At 46.2% G+C, this 18,886-nt stretch carries 13 protein-coding genes, 1 pseudogene and 1 riboswitch; of the genes and pseudogenes, 8 read left to right on the top strand and 6 right to left on the bottom strand.

Going from position 1 to position 18,886, the window contains the following annotated elements; all coding sequences use genetic code 11:
- Positions 1-105: 105 nt before the first annotated feature.
- Complete coding sequence (locus tag G358_RS0109870) at positions 106-1,128, bottom strand: AraC family transcriptional regulator (RefSeq protein ID WP_019637050.1); 1,023 nt, start codon at positions 1,126-1,128, stop codon at positions 106-108.
- Between the two features lie 128 nt (positions 1,129-1,256).
- Here G358_RS0109870 and G358_RS0109865 point away from each other — a divergent pair, with 128 nt between their 5' ends.
- Complete coding sequence (locus tag G358_RS0109865) at positions 1,257-2,153, top strand: sugar phosphate isomerase/epimerase family protein (protein ID WP_019637049.1); 897 nt, start codon at positions 1,257-1,259, stop codon at positions 2,151-2,153.
- A 139-nt stretch (positions 2,154-2,292) separates the two neighbouring features.
- The gene (locus G358_RS0109860; RefSeq protein WP_019637048.1) at positions 2,293-3,333 is read left to right on the top strand and encodes a Gfo/Idh/MocA family protein; all 1,041 of its coding nucleotides are present in this window, start codon (positions 2,293-2,295) and stop codon (positions 3,331-3,333) included.
- A gap of 298 nt (positions 3,334-3,631) precedes the next feature.
- On the opposite strand, the gene G358_RS0109855 is transcribed toward G358_RS0109860, so the two are convergent.
- The 3 genes and pseudogenes from G358_RS0109855 to G358_RS31260 all read right to left on the bottom strand — a co-directional run.
- Entirely contained in the window at positions 3,632-4,930 is a 1,299-nt protein-coding gene (locus G358_RS0109855; protein ID WP_019637047.1) for a DUF4179 domain-containing protein, read from the bottom strand.
- A complete protein-coding gene (locus G358_RS0109850) occupies positions 4,917-5,492 on the bottom strand; it encodes a sigma-70 family RNA polymerase sigma factor (RefSeq protein ID WP_019637046.1) in 576 nt (191 codons plus the stop codon). Before G358_RS0109850 ends, G358_RS0109855 begins: the two co-directional genes overlap by 14 nt.
- 240 nt (positions 5,493-5,732) lie before the next feature.
- Positions 5,733-6,059: pseudogene (locus tag G358_RS31260) on the bottom strand (type II toxin-antitoxin system death-on-curing family toxin); the annotation flags it as partial.
- Between G358_RS31260 and G358_RS32270 the strand changes: the two are divergent.
- From G358_RS32270 to G358_RS29815, 4 genes are all read left to right on the top strand, one after another.
- Complete coding sequence (locus G358_RS32270) at positions 6,001-6,417, top strand: glycoside hydrolase family 88 protein (protein ID WP_084662740.1); 417 nt, start codon at positions 6,001-6,003, stop codon at positions 6,415-6,417. The pseudogene G358_RS31260 and the gene G358_RS32270 overlap by 59 nt on opposite strands.
- A 108-nt stretch (positions 6,418-6,525) precedes the next feature.
- Positions 6,526-6,638, top strand: a riboswitch (purine riboswitch).
- A gap of 84 nt (positions 6,639-6,722) precedes the next feature.
- Positions 6,723-7,730 (top strand): EamA family transporter, encoded by a 1,008-nt coding sequence (locus G358_RS0109830; protein WP_033403931.1) that lies wholly within the window; start codon positions 6,723-6,725, stop codon positions 7,728-7,730.
- Positions 7,731-8,393: 663 nt separating this feature from the next.
- The gene (locus G358_RS31640; protein WP_019637041.1) at positions 8,394-9,557 is read left to right on the top strand and encodes a hypothetical protein; all 1,164 of its coding nucleotides are present in this window, start codon (positions 8,394-8,396) and stop codon (positions 9,555-9,557) included.
- Positions 9,558-10,207: 650 nt separating this feature from the next.
- Complete coding sequence (locus tag G358_RS29815) at positions 10,208-12,802, top strand: DUF5704 domain-containing protein (RefSeq protein ID WP_157274319.1); 2,595 nt, start codon at positions 10,208-10,210, stop codon at positions 12,800-12,802.
- 334 nt (positions 12,803-13,136) lie between these two features.
- On the opposite strand, the gene G358_RS0109810 is transcribed toward G358_RS29815, so the two are convergent.
- A complete protein-coding gene (locus tag G358_RS0109810) occupies positions 13,137-15,671 on the bottom strand; it encodes a polyprenyl synthetase family protein (protein WP_019637039.1) in 2,535 nt (844 codons plus the stop codon).
- A gap of 480 nt (positions 15,672-16,151) precedes the next feature.
- On the opposite strand from G358_RS0109810, the gene G358_RS0109805 reads away from it, so the two are divergent.
- Entirely contained in the window at positions 16,152-16,733 is a 582-nt protein-coding gene (locus tag G358_RS0109805) for an LURP-one-related family protein (protein WP_019637038.1), read from the top strand.
- A 540-nt stretch (positions 16,734-17,273) separates the two neighbouring features.
- On the top strand, positions 17,274-18,533 hold the full coding sequence (gene tyrS / locus G358_RS0109795) for a tyrosine--tRNA ligase (protein WP_019637037.1): 1,260 nt from the start codon (positions 17,274-17,276) through the stop codon (positions 18,531-18,533).
- Positions 18,534-18,643: 110 nt separating this feature from the next.
- Here the strand turns inward: tyrS and G358_RS0109790 are convergent, their stop codons facing one another.
- Entirely contained in the window at positions 18,644-18,883 is a 240-nt protein-coding gene (locus tag G358_RS0109790; protein ID WP_019637036.1) for a hypothetical protein, read from the bottom strand.
- Positions 18,884-18,886: the final 3 nt, after the last annotated feature.

Raw genomic sequence — 18,886 nt, 5'->3', positions numbered from 1 at the left:
TTTAACTTTATGACTTTAGCTTTATAACTGTAGCTTTATAACTGTAGCTTTATAACCTTAGCTTTATGACTGTAGCTTTATAACTGTAGCTTTATAACCTTAGCTTTATGACTGTTCAGCTTCTTCACCTCTTTCACCTCTATCACCTTTTTCAGCGTTCTCAGCTTTTTCAGTCTTTGCAGCCTTGGTAGTCTTTTCAGTTTTTACAGCCTTTGCAGCTTGGAATTGCGATCCGTTCGCCTCTTTTCTCCACTGTGAAGGAGGCATGCCTTTATATTGCTTGAACAGTTTGGTGAAGTAATTCGGGTTGCCGCAGCCGATTTGTTCCGCGATTTCCGTCACGGTCAGATCGCTTTCGCGCAGCTGCCGCCCCGCTTCGTTGATGCGGATGAAGTTCACGTATTCAATGAGCGTGGAGCCAGTTGTCTTTTTGAAAATTTTGCAAAAATGATATGGATTAAGATTCATCATCGAAGCGGCCATGGATACGGTAATCGGCTCTGCATAATGCGTATCGATATAGAGCAATAGCTGTTTGAAGCGATCCGCATTACGCGAATGGGCCAGGCTAGCCCGTCCTTGCTGCTCGCTAGGCATGAAGCGGCGGGATAACAGGGTGAATAACATGTACAGATGGCTTTTGACCATTAACTCGTATCCGGGATATTTGCTTTCGAATTCACTGATGACCTCTTTCAGGACGTGTTTGAGCTGCAAATTTTCCGTATTTTGATGACTTAACTTTATAGGGAACAGCAGCTCCCCATCCAGGTAGGGCGCAATATAGAGCGCATGCTTGGGATCGGGAGTTTTGCCCTGCCGGAGCAGTGCCGCGTTAAACACGATAGCATAGTATTCCAGCGGGCCTTCGTCAGCCGCGTAACCCGCATGCAGGGCGCCGGAAGGAACGATGATAATATCGCCGGGCTGTGCTTCATAGGGGTTGCTGTCGATAAGGAAAATGGTTTTTCCCTCAATTACTACTAGAATCTCGAAATGGTCATGCCAGTGCAAATAGAACGAAGGGGTGCCTTTCTGCTGCTGTTCCCGGCGAATACGAAATATATTAAAAGGATAGGACGGATCGTTAAAATACGTATGCTCCCGCAATTCCTGGGGGTGGGTCATTTCAGGCTACACTCCTCTAACGCAATTTAGAACCTAAAAAACACAAGATTAGATAGAGAAATATTCATATTTCCGCTATACAATGGGTTTATGTTTCTCAATATACTCAATATAGGAGTGGTTGGCAAATGCAAAACGGCAATCATTTTTTACGTATAGGCACTTTGGTAGGCGGGCAGGATGCGGTACGGGTCATTCCGCAAATTTTGCCTCATGGCTTTGAATCCTTCAGCCTGACCTTCTGGCAAACGACAGGAGGCATCGATCTGGCTGAGCTTGCTAAACAGGTGCGCGAAATTGTGGATGAGCATGGCGCGGTCATTTCCAGCGTTGGTGTATTCGGCAACCCGCTGACAGGGGAAGGGGACAATGCGGATACGCTGGCCAGCTGGGAACGGGCGATTGACCATGCGCACTTGTTCGGGGCAGATATTGTGAGCGGCTTTACCGGCCGTCTGACGGATCGTCCGATCGACGAATCGCTGCCGCGCTTCAAGGAAGTGTTCGGGGAGCTGGCGAAGCGCGCGGCGGATCGCGGCGTACGGATCGCGTTCGAGAACTGCGACATGGGCGGCACGTGGTGGAAGGGGGACTGGAACATCGCTCACAATCCGCAGGCTTGGGAGATGATGTTCAATGAGGTTCCGGCCGACAACCTCGGCCTGGAATGGGAGCCCTGCCACCAAATGGTCAGCTTGATCGATCCGATTCCGCAGCTGCGGAAATGGGTGGACAAAGTATTCCATGTTCATGGCAAGGACGCGACGATCGCCTGGGACATCGTCAAGGAATACGGGATACATGGCCCGAAGGAATTCGTCTGGCACCGGACGCCGGGATTTGGCGACACGAACTGGACGGACATTATTACGATTTTACGTCAAGCCGGGTATAAGGGCACGATCGATATCGAGGGCTGGCATGACCCGGTCTATCAGGGCGAGCTGGAAATGACCGGCCAGGTGCATGCGCTGAATTATTTGAAGCAGTGCCGCGGCGGTGCGTTCGTGCCGAACCCGGTTTAAGGCAGGGTCTTATGGGTTATCCAAGTTGAACTTAGCAACCCGCAGCAAGCGGATGTTTGGCTAACGGAGCCAGCTCCATCTGCATTCATTAGTTCAGCTTCATATGTCTGTAAATGTTGAATTATAGGTGGTGAGAAGAATGAGCAAGCAGCATCGAATTGTGGTTGCCGGCTGCGGCGGGATGTCGAATGTGTGGATCAAAGACCTGCTGAAGCGGGACGACGCTCTCATTGTCGGGCTGGTCGATGTGTATATCGGCCAGGCTGAGAAGATCCGGGACGCTTATGGGCTGGATTGCGGCGTTTATACCGCGCTAGCGGAGGCGATTGCCGATGCCGAAGCAGATCTGGTCATCGACGTGACGATCCCGGACAGCCATTTCGAGATTAGCACGACCGCTATGCAGCATGGCTGCCATGTCTTTGGCGAGAAGCCAATGGCCTCCACGATGGAACAGGCCAGGAAGATGATTGAAACGGCGGATGCCACGGGCAAGTCGCTATCGGTGATGCAAAATCGCCGGTACGACGCCAATATCCGCGCACTACGCGAGCTGATTTCATCCGGTACGATCGGCAGGCCCGGCATGATCAATGCGGACTTCTTCCTTGGGCCGCATTTCGGCGGGTTTCGTGATGTGATGGAGAGTCCGCTGATTTTGGATATGGCGATTCATACTTTTGACCAAGCCCGGTTTATCATCGGTGCCGACCCGGTATCGGTCTACTGTCATGAGTTTAACCCGCCAGGCTCTTGGTACAAAGGAAACGCCTCGGCCGTCTGCATATATGAGATGTCTGACGGGTCGGTATTCAGCTACCGGGGGTCATGGTGCGCGGAAGGCGCTTCGACGTCCTGGGAGGCCGATTGGCGGATCATAGGCGAGAAGGGAACGGCCATTTGGGACGGAATTCAAGCGCCTTATGCGGAAGTGCTGGCTAGTGAGCTGGCGGCTGACGAAACTGCGGAGAAGAAGTTCATACGCGATACGGCGCGCGTGGAGGCGGCGATGGGCTGGAACGGTAAGCTGGGGCATGAGGGATGTCTGGATGAGATGTTCCTTGCTCTGAAGGAAGGTCGTCCAGCCGAGACTGATTGCCGCGACAATATCCACAGCATGGCCATGGTGCTTGGAGCGATCGAAAGCGCGAAGAGCGGGCGGAAGGTCATGCTGAGCTGATGCTGAGGTAACGCTGGGTAAGCACAGAGGTAGCTCTGTGCTGATGCTGAGGTAACGCTGGGTAAGCACAGAGGTAGCGCTGAGCTGATGCAGGGGAACGCGGGTGAGCGCTGAGATAACGCCGAGGTCATGCAGAGGTAGTGTAGTGAGCTATCTCAGTAAGCTACCGCAATGAGCAATAGGCAGGTTGCTGTAAGGAGAGGGCGATTTACCGATTGCTCTCTCCCCTTTATTTTTGTGAAAAAGTTGAAGTAGCAGGTCGGCTCCGCGTCAAGAAAAAAACCGCCGAAAATGGCGGTTAGTTCACAGGGATTTCAATCACTTGATTGTATTCCTTCATATAATGCATCCCTTTAATGTGCAGGTATTCCGGCATTACTGAAGTATCGAACAGCAAGGTGCGTTCCTTCATGATTGTTCCGTCTTCCAGTTTGCTATCCAATTGATTTACAGTCGTTCTTAGCGAGGTAACCTCATCCTGCGCCTCTATAGATACGCCATCTAGCAAGACATCGTCATCTGTGGCAATTGTTATTTCTACGCCTTGGGATGTGACAGCTGCTTTTTTCACCCATAAACCTTTGCCTTCCAGAGAAATAGGCTCATTTTCATTAATGGAAGCAAGAGACAGCTTTTGATCCAGCTTCTGATAGCCGACGAACTCTTTCATGACGAGTTCTAGTGAATCTAATTGTTTCGGCAGCAAACCATAGTGAATACTGAAATTTCTGCCTCTAATTGAAGATTGATGACCGGACCCTAACTCTTCTACAGGAGTTCCATTTGCAATTAACTCAATTCCGCTTAATCCAGAATGGATTCTATCAAAGTTCTCCACATTGAACGAACCTTCGATCAAGGTCATCGTTGGCGTAGCGGTTATCGAACGGAACGTAATCGTGCCTTTATCGACTTTAATCGTTTTCCTGATCGATTTTTTCACCTGTGTTTGCATGGCTTTATTCGGATCATAAGGAAACGAAATACTTCCGTCTTTCCCTTGGTTATTTTGCAGCTGCTCACGGTAATGCAATGTTAACTGCTTGGCGAAGGGACTTACCGGTTTAAATGTTCTCATGCCTTTTATCTCGGTATGATCTTCATTGATCAGTGACGTGCCGGAATGAACATTGGAATTCGTTAAAAAACCGGTTATTTGTTCAGGGTTAAAAATGCCGCCCATAGCATCTTCGATTCCCTTTGGATTTCTTAAGGTGTAGTACAGGATCAATTGATTGGCATCCGACATAATGCCGTCAATAGTAACCTCGGTCCCGTCTTCTAGTGTTACCCCTTTGTCTACGAGTTGTCCCATACCTTGCTCATTGAGCTCCTGCAGCAGCGTGCCGCTGATCAATTCATCGAATCCAAGCAGCTTTTTCCCATAGTAGGCGAAGGCATTATAATGATATCCGAAAATAACGATTAAAAATAAGGCGGCAGCCGCAGCCTTCCAGACTCGGGGAATCCGTCGTTTTGTTCTCTTGGGTGCTGCCTCGTTCAGTGCGTTTCTTAACCTTGTCTCCAACTCCTCGGGTGCCGTTATGGAGTTTATTCGCTTCTTCTCATCCCTTAATCGTTCCTCAACGTGATTCATCTATTTCACCCCCATAGAGTTCTCTGAGCTTCTTTAGTCCTTGAAAAATCCGGGATTTCACGGTTCCTACAGGTACATTCGTGATTTTCGCGATTGTCTGATACTCGAGATCGTGGAAATATTTAAGTTGGATGGCTTCTTTTTGTTGTTCATTTATTTGCTGCAACAGCTTCTGGATATCCATTTGCCGATCGCTGTTTGTATATGGATCGTCAATAGGAACCAGATCCGGGGCAGGAAAAGAACCAGCGTCAGCCGCCAGATTGCCGTTCATGCCCACCTCATCCAGAGGCACCAGCTTCTGCCGCTTGCGAAGCAACGCTTTGCAGCTATTGGCCAGAATAGTTTTGCTCCAGCTGTAGAAGGCTTCCTCTTTTTTGAGCTGACCGATGTTCTCGTATAATTTGACGATCATATCCTCCATGGCATCCATCGCATCATGCGAATTTCCCATATACGTGAGAGCGAGTCTGTAATAGTCGTCTTTCTCAGCCATGATCAATTGGAGGAGCGCTTCTTTGTTCCCCTTTTTTGCTTTTTTTACGTATCGAACCGCGTTCATTGCTTCACCTCACTCCCCTATAAGAGTCGCGACCCTATGGAAAAGTTCATTTAATCAGGAAAATATTTATTAGCTGCTTTATTGGCTTGGCTACTTCAAAGTATACATTGTTATATTTGGGAAAGGATTCTCCCTCATCCAAATTAAAATCTCCACAACCGCTCAGGCTGTGGAGATTGATTCTTCTATATTTGCTGCACGGGTGCAGTCGGGAGCTGAATCACAATTGTTTCAATTTTTTTATTCACCTTTAGTGGAATGGGCATGAATGATGGAAGCGATTTGCTCAAATGAATATTTATGATTGACCATATCTACTGTCAAATCTTCTGCGGCTTTTTGATCCATTTTGAAGTGATAGCCATTATATCTGAGAAAGATAACAAGCGAGGTGAAAGCTGTTCGCTTGCTGGCGTTATGGAAGGGATGATTTTGACCAAGGGATTCAAATAATGCTGCCGCTTTGTCCCAAATTGTAGGATAAGCGTCTTCTCCAAAAGCTGAAGACATGGGCCGAAGAACGGTTGACTCGAGCAAACTGGAGGTTTTGACACCGATTTGCTCTCCTGCTATCACAGGCATCAATCAGTCGATTGCCCATGAAATCGGGACTTATATCAGGGAAGTTCAGGAGCGGCTGGCGGATGGAGCCTTTTATCGCAAGCACTCCCAGGGTGACGAACATACGATGTGGGCGGATGATTTGTATATGAGCATCCCTTTTCTATGCCGTTATTATGAGTTAACCGGTGAAGAACGGTACATCGATGATGCTGCCCGGCAATTCCTGCTGTTTCGCGAGTATTTATATATTCCAGAAGAGAAGCTGTCAGCCATTATTACAAATATGATCTGCTTCCATTGCAAAACGATACGCATGGCATTGGCATTGTTATGCTGGCCGGTGTGGACTTGCTGCGGCTGACGGAATGGCTGGATAATTATAAGGATTGACAGTGTCTTGCTTGTCGTGTAAGATGTGTTTTGGTTGTTGCGCCGTGGTTTGCTGCAGCTGCCAAGCACGAGTGTGACAATCGCATTGCATATATTTATTCGTATAACCTCGCTAAACTAACATGACAGAACGGAGCGAGGGTTTCTACTGGAAGCCGTTACTTCCTAGCTACGATAATGAGAATGGCATTGCCGTTTCTTATTTCGCAGCTAGGATTTTTTGTGTTTTAGGGCTTATTTTGATATACATTAGGGAGGATTTGCTAGGGAATGAAAATGAAATACCTATTATCTGTATTAATTGGCGCGAGCAGTTATGGCATATTGTCGACTATCGTTGTGCTTGCTTATGGCCAAGGCTATCAGCTTGGTGAAGTGGTGGGCACGCAGCTTTTGACAGGGTGTATTTTGGCATGGCTATTGGCTTTATATACGGGATGGAAGGAACGGCGCAAAAAGGGAAATACTCGTGTAGAGTCAGCGTCAGAATCGATCATATCAGTGGAAACGAAGTCAGACAATTTATTAAAGTCACAGCAATCCGTAAAATCGTCGAATCGGTCACCACGGCTGACTTGGAAGCAAAGATTGCTGCTGATGTTAGCCGGGACACCGACTGCAATTACCGGATTACTCTACTATCATTCGCTGCGCTACATTCCAGCTTCACTGGCAATTGTGCTGCTGTTCCAATTTACTTGGATCAGTGTGCTGATTCAAGCAGTAAGCAAGCGGCAGCGGCCGAACGGGATCACAATGTTAACACTCGTACTGCTGCTCGGAGGCACATTGTTTGCAGCAGGGCTTATGGAACAAAAGACGGGGAGTTTTCCAATGATCGGCATTGCACTTGGACTGCTGTCGGCTGTAAGTTACACTTTATTCATTCTATTTAGCGGTAAAGCAATACCGTCGGTGCATCCCGCTTATCGCAGCGCTTGGATGATTACAGGCGGACTCGTTCTAGTATTCATTCTATTTCCACCGCAATTTTTATTTAATGGCATGCTGTGGAGCCAACTCTTATTATTTGGTTTCCTGCTGGGCTTGTTCGGGGCATTTATACCTCCGGTCTTGTTCGCGATTGGCGTCCCACATATCGGCGGGGGAATGGCCGGCATTTTGGGCGCGGCGGAACTTCCTGTTGCCGTGTTGCTCTCCTCATTTGTTCTTCATGAGCAGGTGACTCCGCTGCAATGGGGAGGCGTCATCATCGTTCTACTAGGAGTCATGCTCCCAGAGCTTTATAAGAGAAGGGCAAGAGTAGTAGAGTATTCGAATTAATCACGGGAAGTTTCTGGTGATGGTCAATGACTGTCTTTACAACTAGGCAAGCTCTATATATACTAAACAAGTAGGAGAAAGTTCTGCAATTACTATGGTGAGGCACACCTTATTAATCGGCTTGGGCCGATTTAAGAGGGTGTGCTTTTTTTGCTGCGAATATTCCTTAATTTATCAAATTATCCATTTGAAAGGAGGCCTTTAGTCCTGTAAGGGAGAATAAGGAGGGGGAGTAGAGATATAGAAGGGACACCTTTCCTTCAAAGGGGGTGATCGGAATTGGACACGCTAAACGTTGTTGTTGCTACGGTGGTGCTAATCGGGGATTCTTGGGGGCTGTTAAAGCAGCCTTGAAAGAGTGGTCTGAGATCCAGAAACTTTTGCGAGAATTGAAGAAATTACGCAAAAGAAAAAAGGATGGCTCCATCCGACGCAAACGTTAGGGGCAACATCCTTTTCCGGGAGGGGCGAATTCGCCTCGTCCTTTCCCTTCTTTATCTTTATTATAACCAATTTTTTTATTCATACAACTTGAAAGGTGGTGATGCCATGGCATTATTTTTTGGGATATTAATCTGTTCTGTAGCTGTTTTATGGTTAGTTGCTGGTCTTCTGATCATTATTCGAAAAAATTTACAACGAAAACTAAGGAGTGTGAAGTAAATGAAGAAGTTGATGACGGTATTGTTAGCTGGTGCCTTTGTATTTTCATCTGTCCCGTTTGTTGGGGTTGGAGCAGCTAGAGCTGATAATTCAGTAACGGAAAAAGAATCCAATGGGCATATAACTCTAAGCTTTCTTGATGTTAAGCCTAATCAATGGGCTAAACCAGACCAATTTATTAAACGTAATGAGTTTGTTTCGATGGTTGTTAATGCTTTGAATCTACCAATAGAACCAATTGAAGGCAAGGGGTATGAACCGGTTGTTCAGGCTGCTCATGATTATTCTCTATATACAGGTACTGAATTTAAAAATACAGAGCTGGAATGGAATAAAAATATAACTAGGAAAGAAGTGGCCCAAATTGCTGTGCGAGCTACCGGTCAAACGACCACTGAAAGTGATAAGTGGATGTACCTTGCGACTAAAGCAGGGCTAATCACGGGGCTCGGGAAAGGGGAGTTAGGGGAAACGCTGGAGACTACCCGCGCCCAGGCTGTCAAAATTATAGAGCGTATATTGACAGTTAAAAATGGAGGGACATTGCCTGTCGATAAGTATGCTGTATCAAGTGCTGAGATTGCCTGGCATGGAACTAACATTTTTACCGTCATGCCGGAAATTTTTGTTCATGATGAAAGCTTATTGAAAGGTAAAGAGGTTGCTGAGTTATGGAAAGAAGAGAAAATGACGATTGATTCCATTGATGGTAAATATCGCGGTAGGCTGAATGCGCTTATTGCTATTGATATGGAGGATCCGAATGATCCAAACTGGAAGCTCCTTCCTCCAGTAGATAAATTGAAGTGGAATAGCCATGATGTGGAGAAAATCAATAAAGTTACAGATTGGCCAAATAGCTATCTGCTTATTTTTGACGGAGAAGAAGTATACAACAAAGATACAAAGGCTTACGGGAAAAGAGGTTATGTTCCATTTATAATTCACGGGATTGATTCTCCTGATATGCGAAAGTTTTTTCAAGGAGAACTTAATAAAATTGCAGGAGTGCATTATGAACGATCTGGCGATTTACCTGTTGTGATTGTCCCCAAAAAGGGATGGACGACTGATGGAATTTCAATTTCATTACAAACCCCAAGTTACTCTAATTATGCTTTTAAAAGTCAATCTGTATTAGAGATAACTGGATCAAGAAAATAATAAAAGTGGTGAAGTCATTGATAAAAAAGAACTTCATTATTCTTTTGATTATCAGCTTATTATTCACATTTTTTCTAAATCACCCCCCATTTGAAGTGAATGCAGCAAGTGAATTGGTATTTCAAGAAAAGAATATTGAATTTGCTGATGACATATACACCATAACAGGTGGAGGATCCATTTATACAAAGTATCCTACACTAAGTACTAAGCCAATAAATGTAGATGTCGGATCAGGTCATATCATCACTAAAATAGAGTTTTTTAATAATGATGAAGTCGTAAAAACAATTCGCGTAAATGCACAAACCTTTTCAAGTGAAGTATCTCTAACAGGGGAAGGTGTGCCATTGTCATCGAAAGAAAATGAAGCTAATGGAGCATTCATTAGTTATCAACGTAGTAGTTCTGATGCTAAATGGACACTAGGTATATCAAACCATTATGGGTACATGCTGGAGGAACGATTACCCGAAAGCAGGATTGAAAAAGAAACGGTGGGGGGGATTGTTCGAGATAAATACCCAGGGAATTTCTTTCGGTACGAAATAACTTATCCACGAAGCGAGCCGTTTAAAGATGCCCAGGGCACTCCTTTCGATGGGCGAGTGGTCGATGACAACCGAAATCGCTTAAGAGGTTGGAATCAAGTGCCAGGACAAGTAGACGTGAATTGGGATCAGAAAGTACAGGTTCCTTACTATCCACAGATTGAAGATTATTCCGACCGCTCAACGGTAGTCGAACAATATACTGTTGTTGGTATTACTGACATAGTAATTCAAGTTGCTCAAACATATGATCATATGGGTCATAAAATTGATTTGCCAGCTACAGGAGCTGCAATGATGTATTACCTTAGTGCTTTTATATATGATATGTATTCATATACTTATAAATATCCAGGAAAGTATAAGGTCTACTATCAGGAAGGCCCTTGTACGGAGAATTGTGAACCTGATGAACCTGAACCTGGTGGTGTAGTTTGTACTCCTCCATCTCCGAAAGGATCTATGGCAGGAGAAGACTTTAATTCTAATGTTAGTGCAATGATTAAGGCAGATTCCAGAGGCAGTGAACGATTTGATGTCCTCGATGGAATACCAACTACGGAGAGTCTATACGGGAATGTCTGGACGAAGGATTATTTGCATAAGTACGGGTATCAGGAAATGGGCGGCACGTGTACCTTTACTGTAGATGTCAAAGTTATGCCACCACCGCCGCCGCCAGGTGAACAAGCCGGCGAACCATCAACGGTACAAGTTCAGGTCGATAAGGATTATTCTTTCTGGACGATAGCGCAGGTGGAGGTCTACCAGATCAAGGAAGCTGTGCTCTGGAATTATGCTTTCGATGGAAATGGCATTCGGATTCAACCAAACGGTTATAATGCTCCTTATTACGCTACAGCACAGACCCATCACTACGAACCATCAGACGTTCCAAGCGTCAGTGTTAGTCATAACGGGGATCCCGAAGCTGCAGCCAGGAATGCCGTGAGTGTAAGAGTCAGGAATGATACCTTTACCTTCTATAATCAAACTCTCATGAACGGAACGGAGACGACAGGAAGCGGACCGGCTCCCTCACCGATCCCTACGGCTCCCATGACCGGCGATAATGTCCTTTATAGTCCAGGGAACGTTGTTCCCATGTCTAAGACGAATAAGGCCAGTCAGCCGAGTACCGGCACAATTTATTATACCCAGGTGAGCGGTTCCGCTGCAAAAGACTATCCGATCTATGGCATTAATCCGGTAACAGTACATACCCCGGTTGTGATCTATCCGGATGTGTCTGACGACAAGGCGCATAATCAAAAGACGAATCCAGCTGCAGGGAGATCCGCAATTATTCTGGATCGGCCGTTTACAATTGATATGCCGAACTCCGGGCAGCATACGAGTTATCTTGGTTACGGCAACCGCAACTATTTAAAGTACATCGGTAGCAAACAGGTCAGGTTTCCGTTTGATGTTTATGACGGCTCTAAGACACAATTTTACCCGAAAAATACATGGATTGAAGTCGAGAAGTCCCAGGAATCTTTTACATTCTTCTTGCCGGTGTGGGTTGATGAAGGATTCTATGACGTCGAGTTCCGGACAATCGCGCATAATGCTTCTGCAGACGCGAGTCATCAGACGAATGCCAACTTAGATCTAACTCACCATATCGCTTATGACACCGTGTCTGTGGATGCGATTGGCCGCGTCTACGACTTGCGGATTACAGACATTGGCGATTACAATTGGGAGACGGTGTTCCGCACAGCGAAGGGCAGCAGCAGTCCTACCGGAACGGTCTACTGGGTGGGGCAGCAGGGCATTGACGGGGCGGAGAGGGGAATTACTCCCCGGTACACCCTGCCGATTCGTCCAGGCAGCCATCCGCTGTACAGCAATATTTCCATCAAGCAGGGGTATCACTTCAAATTTGATTTGAAGACAAAAGGAAATATGTTCGGGCTTCACGATCAAATTACGATCAAGCCAAGCTTTTATTTTATTAGCGCTGAGGACGGCTCGCGCACACCGGTCGATCTGTACTATCACAGGCGCGACAGGAGCTATGTCAAAGTCGGCTCGCCAAACGACGAGGTGGCTCGGTATGTGATCCTAAACGAGCGGCTGCGCAACGTGCCTATGGAGGAATTGCAGGATACGGCGCTCTATCAATACGATCACGATTACACGTTTGATCAGGTGGCGCATATCGGGCGGGAGCAATTCGTGAGCCGCTACGTGAACATCGCGGCGAAGAACAAAACGCCGATCGGCAGCTTAAGCCTGCTGCGGCTTCCGGAAGGAGTCCGTACGCTGATCGGGCCGAAAACCGGCCTGCCCGCAGGGGTAGACCCGGGCCGAGTGAACGCCGCCGTCCAGAAATGGTACGGGGAGTACAGCCTGCCGGCCGATCTGTATGCGGTGAAATCTGGGACGAATGTCGCCGAATATGGCCGGACCCACCAAGGCTTGACGGACAAATCGCCGATCTTTTTGAAAAAGGGTTATATCGTCGTCAATTTCAACATCGAAACGGTTCGAAATGGACAAATGGGCGCCCCGCATTTACAATACATTGACGGGCCGCTGATGAATCAGTGGTACCAGATGGAGGGCTTTAGTCGCAGCGTGCAGGATCCTTTTGGCGTAACTTACAGGCTGCAGGACGGGGACGTCGTATTGTACGATGCGGACCGTTCAAGCCGCGATGATTTCAGTCCGATGGTGACGCATTAAAGTTCGAATTTGATGTGAGGTGGAACAACATGATTCCGGTAGCGGCAGCAATTATTGAGAATATAAGACAGGTACTATTCTATTAGCCGATCATGATGAATACCGCTGGGTCGAAAAAAGTAAACTGGACTCATTTGATTTTGCCGAGGCGGATCAGGTGTTTATTAAGATGGGTTGGAACTAAAGTGTAAAGCTGCTGAATTAAAATAAGATACATTTTTAAAAATAATGAAGTACCCCTGCCCAGTTTTTAAACTTGGATAAGGGGTACTTTTTTTGTAGCAAATTCAGTTGCATATTTTGCAACGTAGGAATTGCAGCAGGGGGTCATCGCTTATCTCTCCCTGCTTATCATATAATTCAATAAATGTTTAAGAAAAACGTTGTTTCGCGGTATTTCGTTCAATGTTTCGATGGCCAGGCAATAGTGCTCCCACATCGCTCTTCGGGCGCCTTTATGACCGAGTAGGGTCACGAACGTCGAATTGTTGTTTTCAACGTCCTGACGAACGGGCTTTCCCAATAAGCTCATTTCACCTTCGGAGTCCAGTAAATCATCCTTAATTTGAAAAGCGATGCCTGCATGATAGGCATATTTCTTTAAAGACGTAATTTCCGTCTCCTTGGCCTGAGCAAGGATGGCAGGCATCACGAGACAAGCTTCAAAGGCTATTCCTGTTTTGTAAAAGCATATCGTATTCAGCTGTTCCAGCGTTAATGCCTTTCCACGGGATTCCAAGTCCATCGCCTGTCCCATGCAGATTTCACCTGCCTTTTGGGATGAATATCGGATCAAGGCAACAACGGCTGCGGCATCGAATCCGCTTAGGGACGACTGTTCTTCAACGGCTTTTTGAATCAAATACAGACCCGTCAACTCCGCGGTGGCACTATCATGCACCTGATGCAGCGTCGGGCGCCCCCGGCGGGTAGACGCGTTATCCTGTGAAGGCAGGTCATCGAAAATCAAGGAAGCGGTATGCATATATTCTAGTGATTTTAGCAGAGGCATGATCGCCGCAGCCTGCAGTCCATACTCATTTACACCCATGACCCAGGTTAAAATGGGCCGTAGGCGTTTGCCGTCGCCTTGAAGACTGTAGTTTGCCGCATCAATCAGCAATTCCGTGACGGGCGAAATCCCATCCAATTTAGAAATTTGCAATTGTTGATTGATTTTCTGGCGGACAGATCGGATCGTATTGATAAAGCTCTCCTGTTCCTTGCGGCTGTTTTTCAGCACGTTTACCACCTGATCCCGAAGCAGCTTGTCAAGAAAATCCACATCGTTTGCTTGGTGAACCATACGTTGGATAAGCCGATTGAACTCTGGATTTCCCGAGGCAAAAATGTCCAAGATCTCGTTGTACTTTTCTTCTCCAAGACGTTTTTTACAGCGTTTTAAGCCGTTGATGGCACGATCCAGGATGATTTTACGGGTCTTGGCATCGGAATGATACACGTTATGGATCAGGTAGGAAATAACCGTCCAATATAATTCATAGGGATTTATTAGGTCTGGACGTTGCCCGCGGTATTTTAAATAATACGTATAAGGTGTTACTGCTCCGGCCTTCATATCATCGAACATATCCGTAAAATCATCAGCGAGCTGGTTATAGATTCCATAATAAAACGTTCGCTGCTCAAAGCCTTCATCCTCCGGGGCACTTAACACAGAACGGACAATTAGCCGGGAAGAGGACGATTTCAAAATAATAGGCAAATACAGTTCCTCATTGGTGTAGTCCGAATGCGAGATCTCCTTAACACGATCCAGATCCTGAGCTTGAAAAAACACATACGATTGCTCGAAAAAAGTATTTATCGCTTCCGGCCGCTGGCAGTTCTTAATATACTCAAAAGCTTCCCGAAGCTCCGAATATACGTAATGCATGAAGTCTTTATGTTCACCGCTCCATTTCTCGGATTCCGGAACAGTACCGGTAAGCAGCGCCGTTTTTATCATAAGGGAGTATTGTTGTTTCTCTTCGGAATTTAAAATTTCGGAATCAAGAAGATCGTCGATAAAAGGATAAGTCAGACCATAGGAGTAGCCGAGCCGGATGGCTTCATCCAGCCGCTTAGAACGCATGTTAGGCAATAGGCTGCCGGCCTTCTGATCTAATTCGTCCAATACACCCAATACATCCAATCCGTCCAACTTGTTTATCACACTCATCTCACCCGTCTCACCTATCTCACCGATCACACTCATCTCACCCGTCTTACCTATCTCACCGATCTCACCCGTCTCATTCATCTCATCTATCTCGTCCATGACATGCAAAACTACCCCGAGGATGATCTTCATTAACTTTCGCTGGGCATGCTCCGCGTTCAATCCCTGAGGAAGATGGGAGGATACGCTATTCAGTTTATCGATTAGCCAGATTACGGCTTCTTCAATGTTTTCCTTCTGAGCCCAGCGATAGAGCCCGGCTAAATTCATAAAATCAGGCTGGTCTCCTTGAGCGGTACCAGATGAACGAAGTAAATAATTTTTAACATCTGCAGCCGTTCGCTCTATGCGCGCTTGGGTGTCCGGGGAATCCAGAGCTTTACCTAGATCACGCATGTAAATATAAGAGATGCTTCGATCTAAATAGTCGTCCAATCTTCCGGTACGATTCATCCAGCCGATATATTTGCTATAGCCGAGGGTATCTGCCGTCTTGCCGGCATGAGGAAGCCAAGCATACCAGGAGCGGCGAATCAGGTTCTTTTTCCACCATTGAAAATCAGCTGTCAGGGTTTGCAGATTCGTTTGATCCTTAACCCGCATTTGCAGATAGGCGAAATATTGAGCTGCCTTTTTCTCCGCCTTCCGGTACCATGTATCGGCTTGAGCCGTAAATTCCTTATTCATTGTTGGGTTCCCTCAATTTCTAGTTGTTGATCGACTGATAATGTTTACATGTTTATACGCAATAGAATTTTTGGGGTTACAACTGGCGAATGAGAATATAATGGAAATTTCCTATAATACTTAACTGATAAATTTTTATGCGTTCATTGGGAGGAGGGTTTGTGCGTTCGCTGTGGACAAATGTAATAGAATGTCCATTCAAAAGAGGACACTAAGGAAGTTGATCGCTAACTAATTAGAATTACTACATATTGTGTTTGGGATAAAATATAATGCTGCATATAGATGTTATCTGGACTGTGGAAATATGTCTCTCGCATAGAAAAGTGTCCACTATTTGAAAGACATTTCGTCAAAAAAGTCCACCCTAAGAGTACATGGGTTTGGAAGTTTAACTTTGACTAGAAGAATCTATATACAGCGACTTCAGCCTGTCGTATTATGGAGAAATAACTTATTTTATGGAGGTAATTAGAAGAAGTGGATAACAGATTCGGCTACAATCAATATTTGGTTAGAAGAAAGGTACTCTCCGTACTAGGCGCCAAGTTTCATATTTACAATGCCAATCAAGAGCTAATCATGTTCTCGCAAATGAAGGCCTTTAAGCTTAAGGAGGACATTCGACTGTACAGCGATGAGAGTATGAGCGAGGAATTGCTGACGATCCAGGCGCGTAATGTGATTGATTTTTCCGCTACCTATGATGTTAAAGATGCGCGTACAGGTGAGCATATTGGAAGCCTGCGGAGAAAAGGAATGAAATCTATTTTGAAGGATGAATGGATCATTCAAAATAGCGCCGAAGCTGAAATCGGACGGATTAAGGAGGACGGCAGATTGTTTGCGTTGCTGCGCCGGTTCCTTACGAGCTTGATTCCGCAATCTTACAACGTAGAGGTGAATGGCAGCAGAATTGCTACTTTTAAGCAAAATTTCAATCCGTTCGTAATGAAGATCAATGTGGATTTCTCCAGCGACCCTGCTTATACGCTTGACCGCCGTCTGGGGCTTGCCGCAAGCGTACTGTTATGTGCAGTCGAAGGGAAACAGTCGAACTAAGCATTGAAAAAGGAATTACTTCCATATTACCATATTAGAAGAGTGGGGAAGAGGTTGGAAATCAGAATCTGTACATAAGGTATAAATGAATGACATAATTGATCACATAGGCCTGCTGATTCTTCCTAATAATAATATTCGCATTGAGACAAGGGCCAGGATGTGCATAACAGCAGGACCAAGGATGAAAGTTGAAATCCATTTGACAATTGAAATCCAATTCAATATACTTTCTGTAAACTTATATGTGGTTACGATGATGGAACGAAGTAGCAGGCAGTCACTGTTCTCAGAAAGCCAGGGGTCGATGCGACCTGGCAGCATTACTGAACCCTTGCGAATTACACTCCGGAGTATCTTGGGTAATGCCAAGCGGGTTGGCTCACGATAATGAGCTAAGAGTGGTATGTTGACAAGCCGGCTGACGGCTGCTAAGTTCATCGTACAAATTGGGTGGTAACACGGTTAATTCAATCGTCCCTTTAGTCTGAAGCAGACTAGGGGACGTTTTTTATTTTATTTTATAGGGAGCTGAACAGGTTGAACATTATCGATGAATTGGAATGGCGCGAAGCGATTAATCAACAGACGGATGCGGAGGGGCTCCGCAAGCTGACCGAGGAGAAGGCAATTTCCTTGTACTGTGGAGTTGATCCGACGGGAGACAGCATGCATATCGGGCATTTGATTCCTTTTATCGTGCTGAAAAGATTTCAACTGGCAGGGCATAAGCCTGTCATTCTTATTGGCGGTGCGACTGGAACGATCGGCGATCCGAGCGGCCGTCAAACCGAGCGCAGTCTGCAGACGATGGAGCAGGTGCAGGCTAACGTTGAGGCGTTAACCGCGCAAATGAAGAAGCTGTTTATGACCGACGGGGACAATCAATTGCGGTTGGTGAACAACTACGATTGGACGCATCAGTTGAATGTGATTGATTTTCTGCGGGATTATGGGAAAAACTTCAGTATCAATGCGATGCTAGCCAAAGATGTCGTAGCAAGCCGCTTGGATAGCGGAATTTCGTTCACGGAGTTCTCGTATCAAATTCTGCAGTCGATGGACTACCTGCATTTATATCAGGAGGAGGATGTACAACTGCAAGTTGGCGGCTCCGACCAATGGGGGAACATTACGAGCGGGCTTGATCTCATCCGTAAAAAAGTAGGCCCGGAAGCCAATGCGTTCGGCCTAACGATTCCGCTCATGCTAAAGGCCGACGGGACAAAATTCGGTAAAACGGCTGGCGGCGCGATCTGGCTTGATCCGAAGAAAACGACGCCGTACGAGTTCTACCAATTTTGGGCGAATACTGACGACCGCGATGTCGTTAAATACTTGAAGTACTTTACTTTCTTGGATAAAGAGGCGATTGAGGCGCTGGCTGAGAAGGTACAGACCGAGCCGCATAAGCGCGAAGCGCAAATTACGCTGGCCGAGGAAATGACCCGGTTTGTGCACGGCGAGGATGCGCTGGCTCAAGCTAAGAGAATTACAGCCGCTCTGTTCAGCGGGGATATTAAGTCTTTGACCGCCGATGAAATCGAACAAGGCTTCAAAGAAATGCCTACCTTCGAAGCAGTCAAAGAATCGAAGAATATCATCGATTGGCTCGTTGATGTAGGCATTGAGCCTTCGAAGCGTCAAGCGCGCGAGGACATTACCAGCGGCGCGATTTCTTTGAACGGCGAACGTATCAATGAGCTGGAGTTCGAGATCACAGTGGATCTGGCAATCGAAGGCCGCTTCATCATCGTCCGCAAAGGGAAGAAGAAGTACCATTTGGTGAAATTGGTTTAGGAGTACGAAGAATAAGCATAGCATTGTCCTTTTGAGGGGGAGTGCTATGCTTGTTTTGTTTATTTTAACGCAAAAGACGCCGAGTTTTCATATCGTCACTGCGTACGTTATTAGATGAGCGTTTCGGAGGTGCCGCCGGTTTTCAAATCATTCCAAGCCACATATAAGCTGAGCGCCGCGGCGATTAGAAATAAAATGGCGGAAATCAGCGCGATTTCATTTCTTCGGGTCGTTGAAATCGAACTGCCACCGCCACCGCTGCTACCGCTGATACTTCGTATTTTTACGGGTTTAGCATGCCTTCTTGCCGACTGCTTTACATGCCTTTTTATAGGGTTCACACGCTTCACACG

The sequence above is a fragment of the Paenibacillus fonticola DSM 21315 genome (assembly GCF_000381905.1).
GTDB lineage: Bacteria > Bacillota > Bacilli > Paenibacillales > Paenibacillaceae > Fontibacillus > Fontibacillus fonticola.
This window is presented reverse-complemented; position numbering and strand designations above follow the sequence as displayed.

What these genes read in the sequence shown, in the direction of transcription:
- G358_RS32270 (WP_084662740.1), top strand. Translation starts at nt 6,001, where the DNA reads ATGGGCCGAAGAACGGTTGACTCGAGCAAACTGGAGGTTTTGACACCG.
- G358_RS0109865 (WP_019637049.1), top strand. Translation starts at nt 1,257, where the DNA reads ATGCAAAACGGCAATCATTTTTTACGTATAGGCACTTTGGTAGGCGGG.
- G358_RS0109850 (WP_019637046.1), bottom strand. Translation starts at nt 5,492, where the DNA reads ATGAACGCGGTTCGATACGTAAAAAAAGCAAAAAAGGGGAACAAAGAA.
- G358_RS0109855 (WP_019637047.1), bottom strand. Translation starts at nt 4,930, where the DNA reads ATGAATCACGTTGAGGAACGATTAAGGGATGAGAAGAAGCGAATAAAC.
- G358_RS0109860 (WP_019637048.1), top strand. Translation starts at nt 2,293, where the DNA reads ATGAGCAAGCAGCATCGAATTGTGGTTGCCGGCTGCGGCGGGATGTCG.
- G358_RS31640 (WP_019637041.1), top strand. Translation starts at nt 8,394, where the DNA reads ATGAAGAAGTTGATGACGGTATTGTTAGCTGGTGCCTTTGTATTTTCA.
- G358_RS0109810 (WP_019637039.1), bottom strand. Translation starts at nt 15,671, where the DNA reads ATGAATAAGGAATTTACGGCTCAAGCCGATACATGGTACCGGAAGGCG.
- G358_RS0109870 (WP_019637050.1), bottom strand. Translation starts at nt 1,128, where the DNA reads ATGACCCACCCCCAGGAATTGCGGGAGCATACGTATTTTAACGATCCG.
- G358_RS0109830 (WP_033403931.1), top strand. Translation starts at nt 6,723, where the DNA reads ATGAAATACCTATTATCTGTATTAATTGGCGCGAGCAGTTATGGCATA.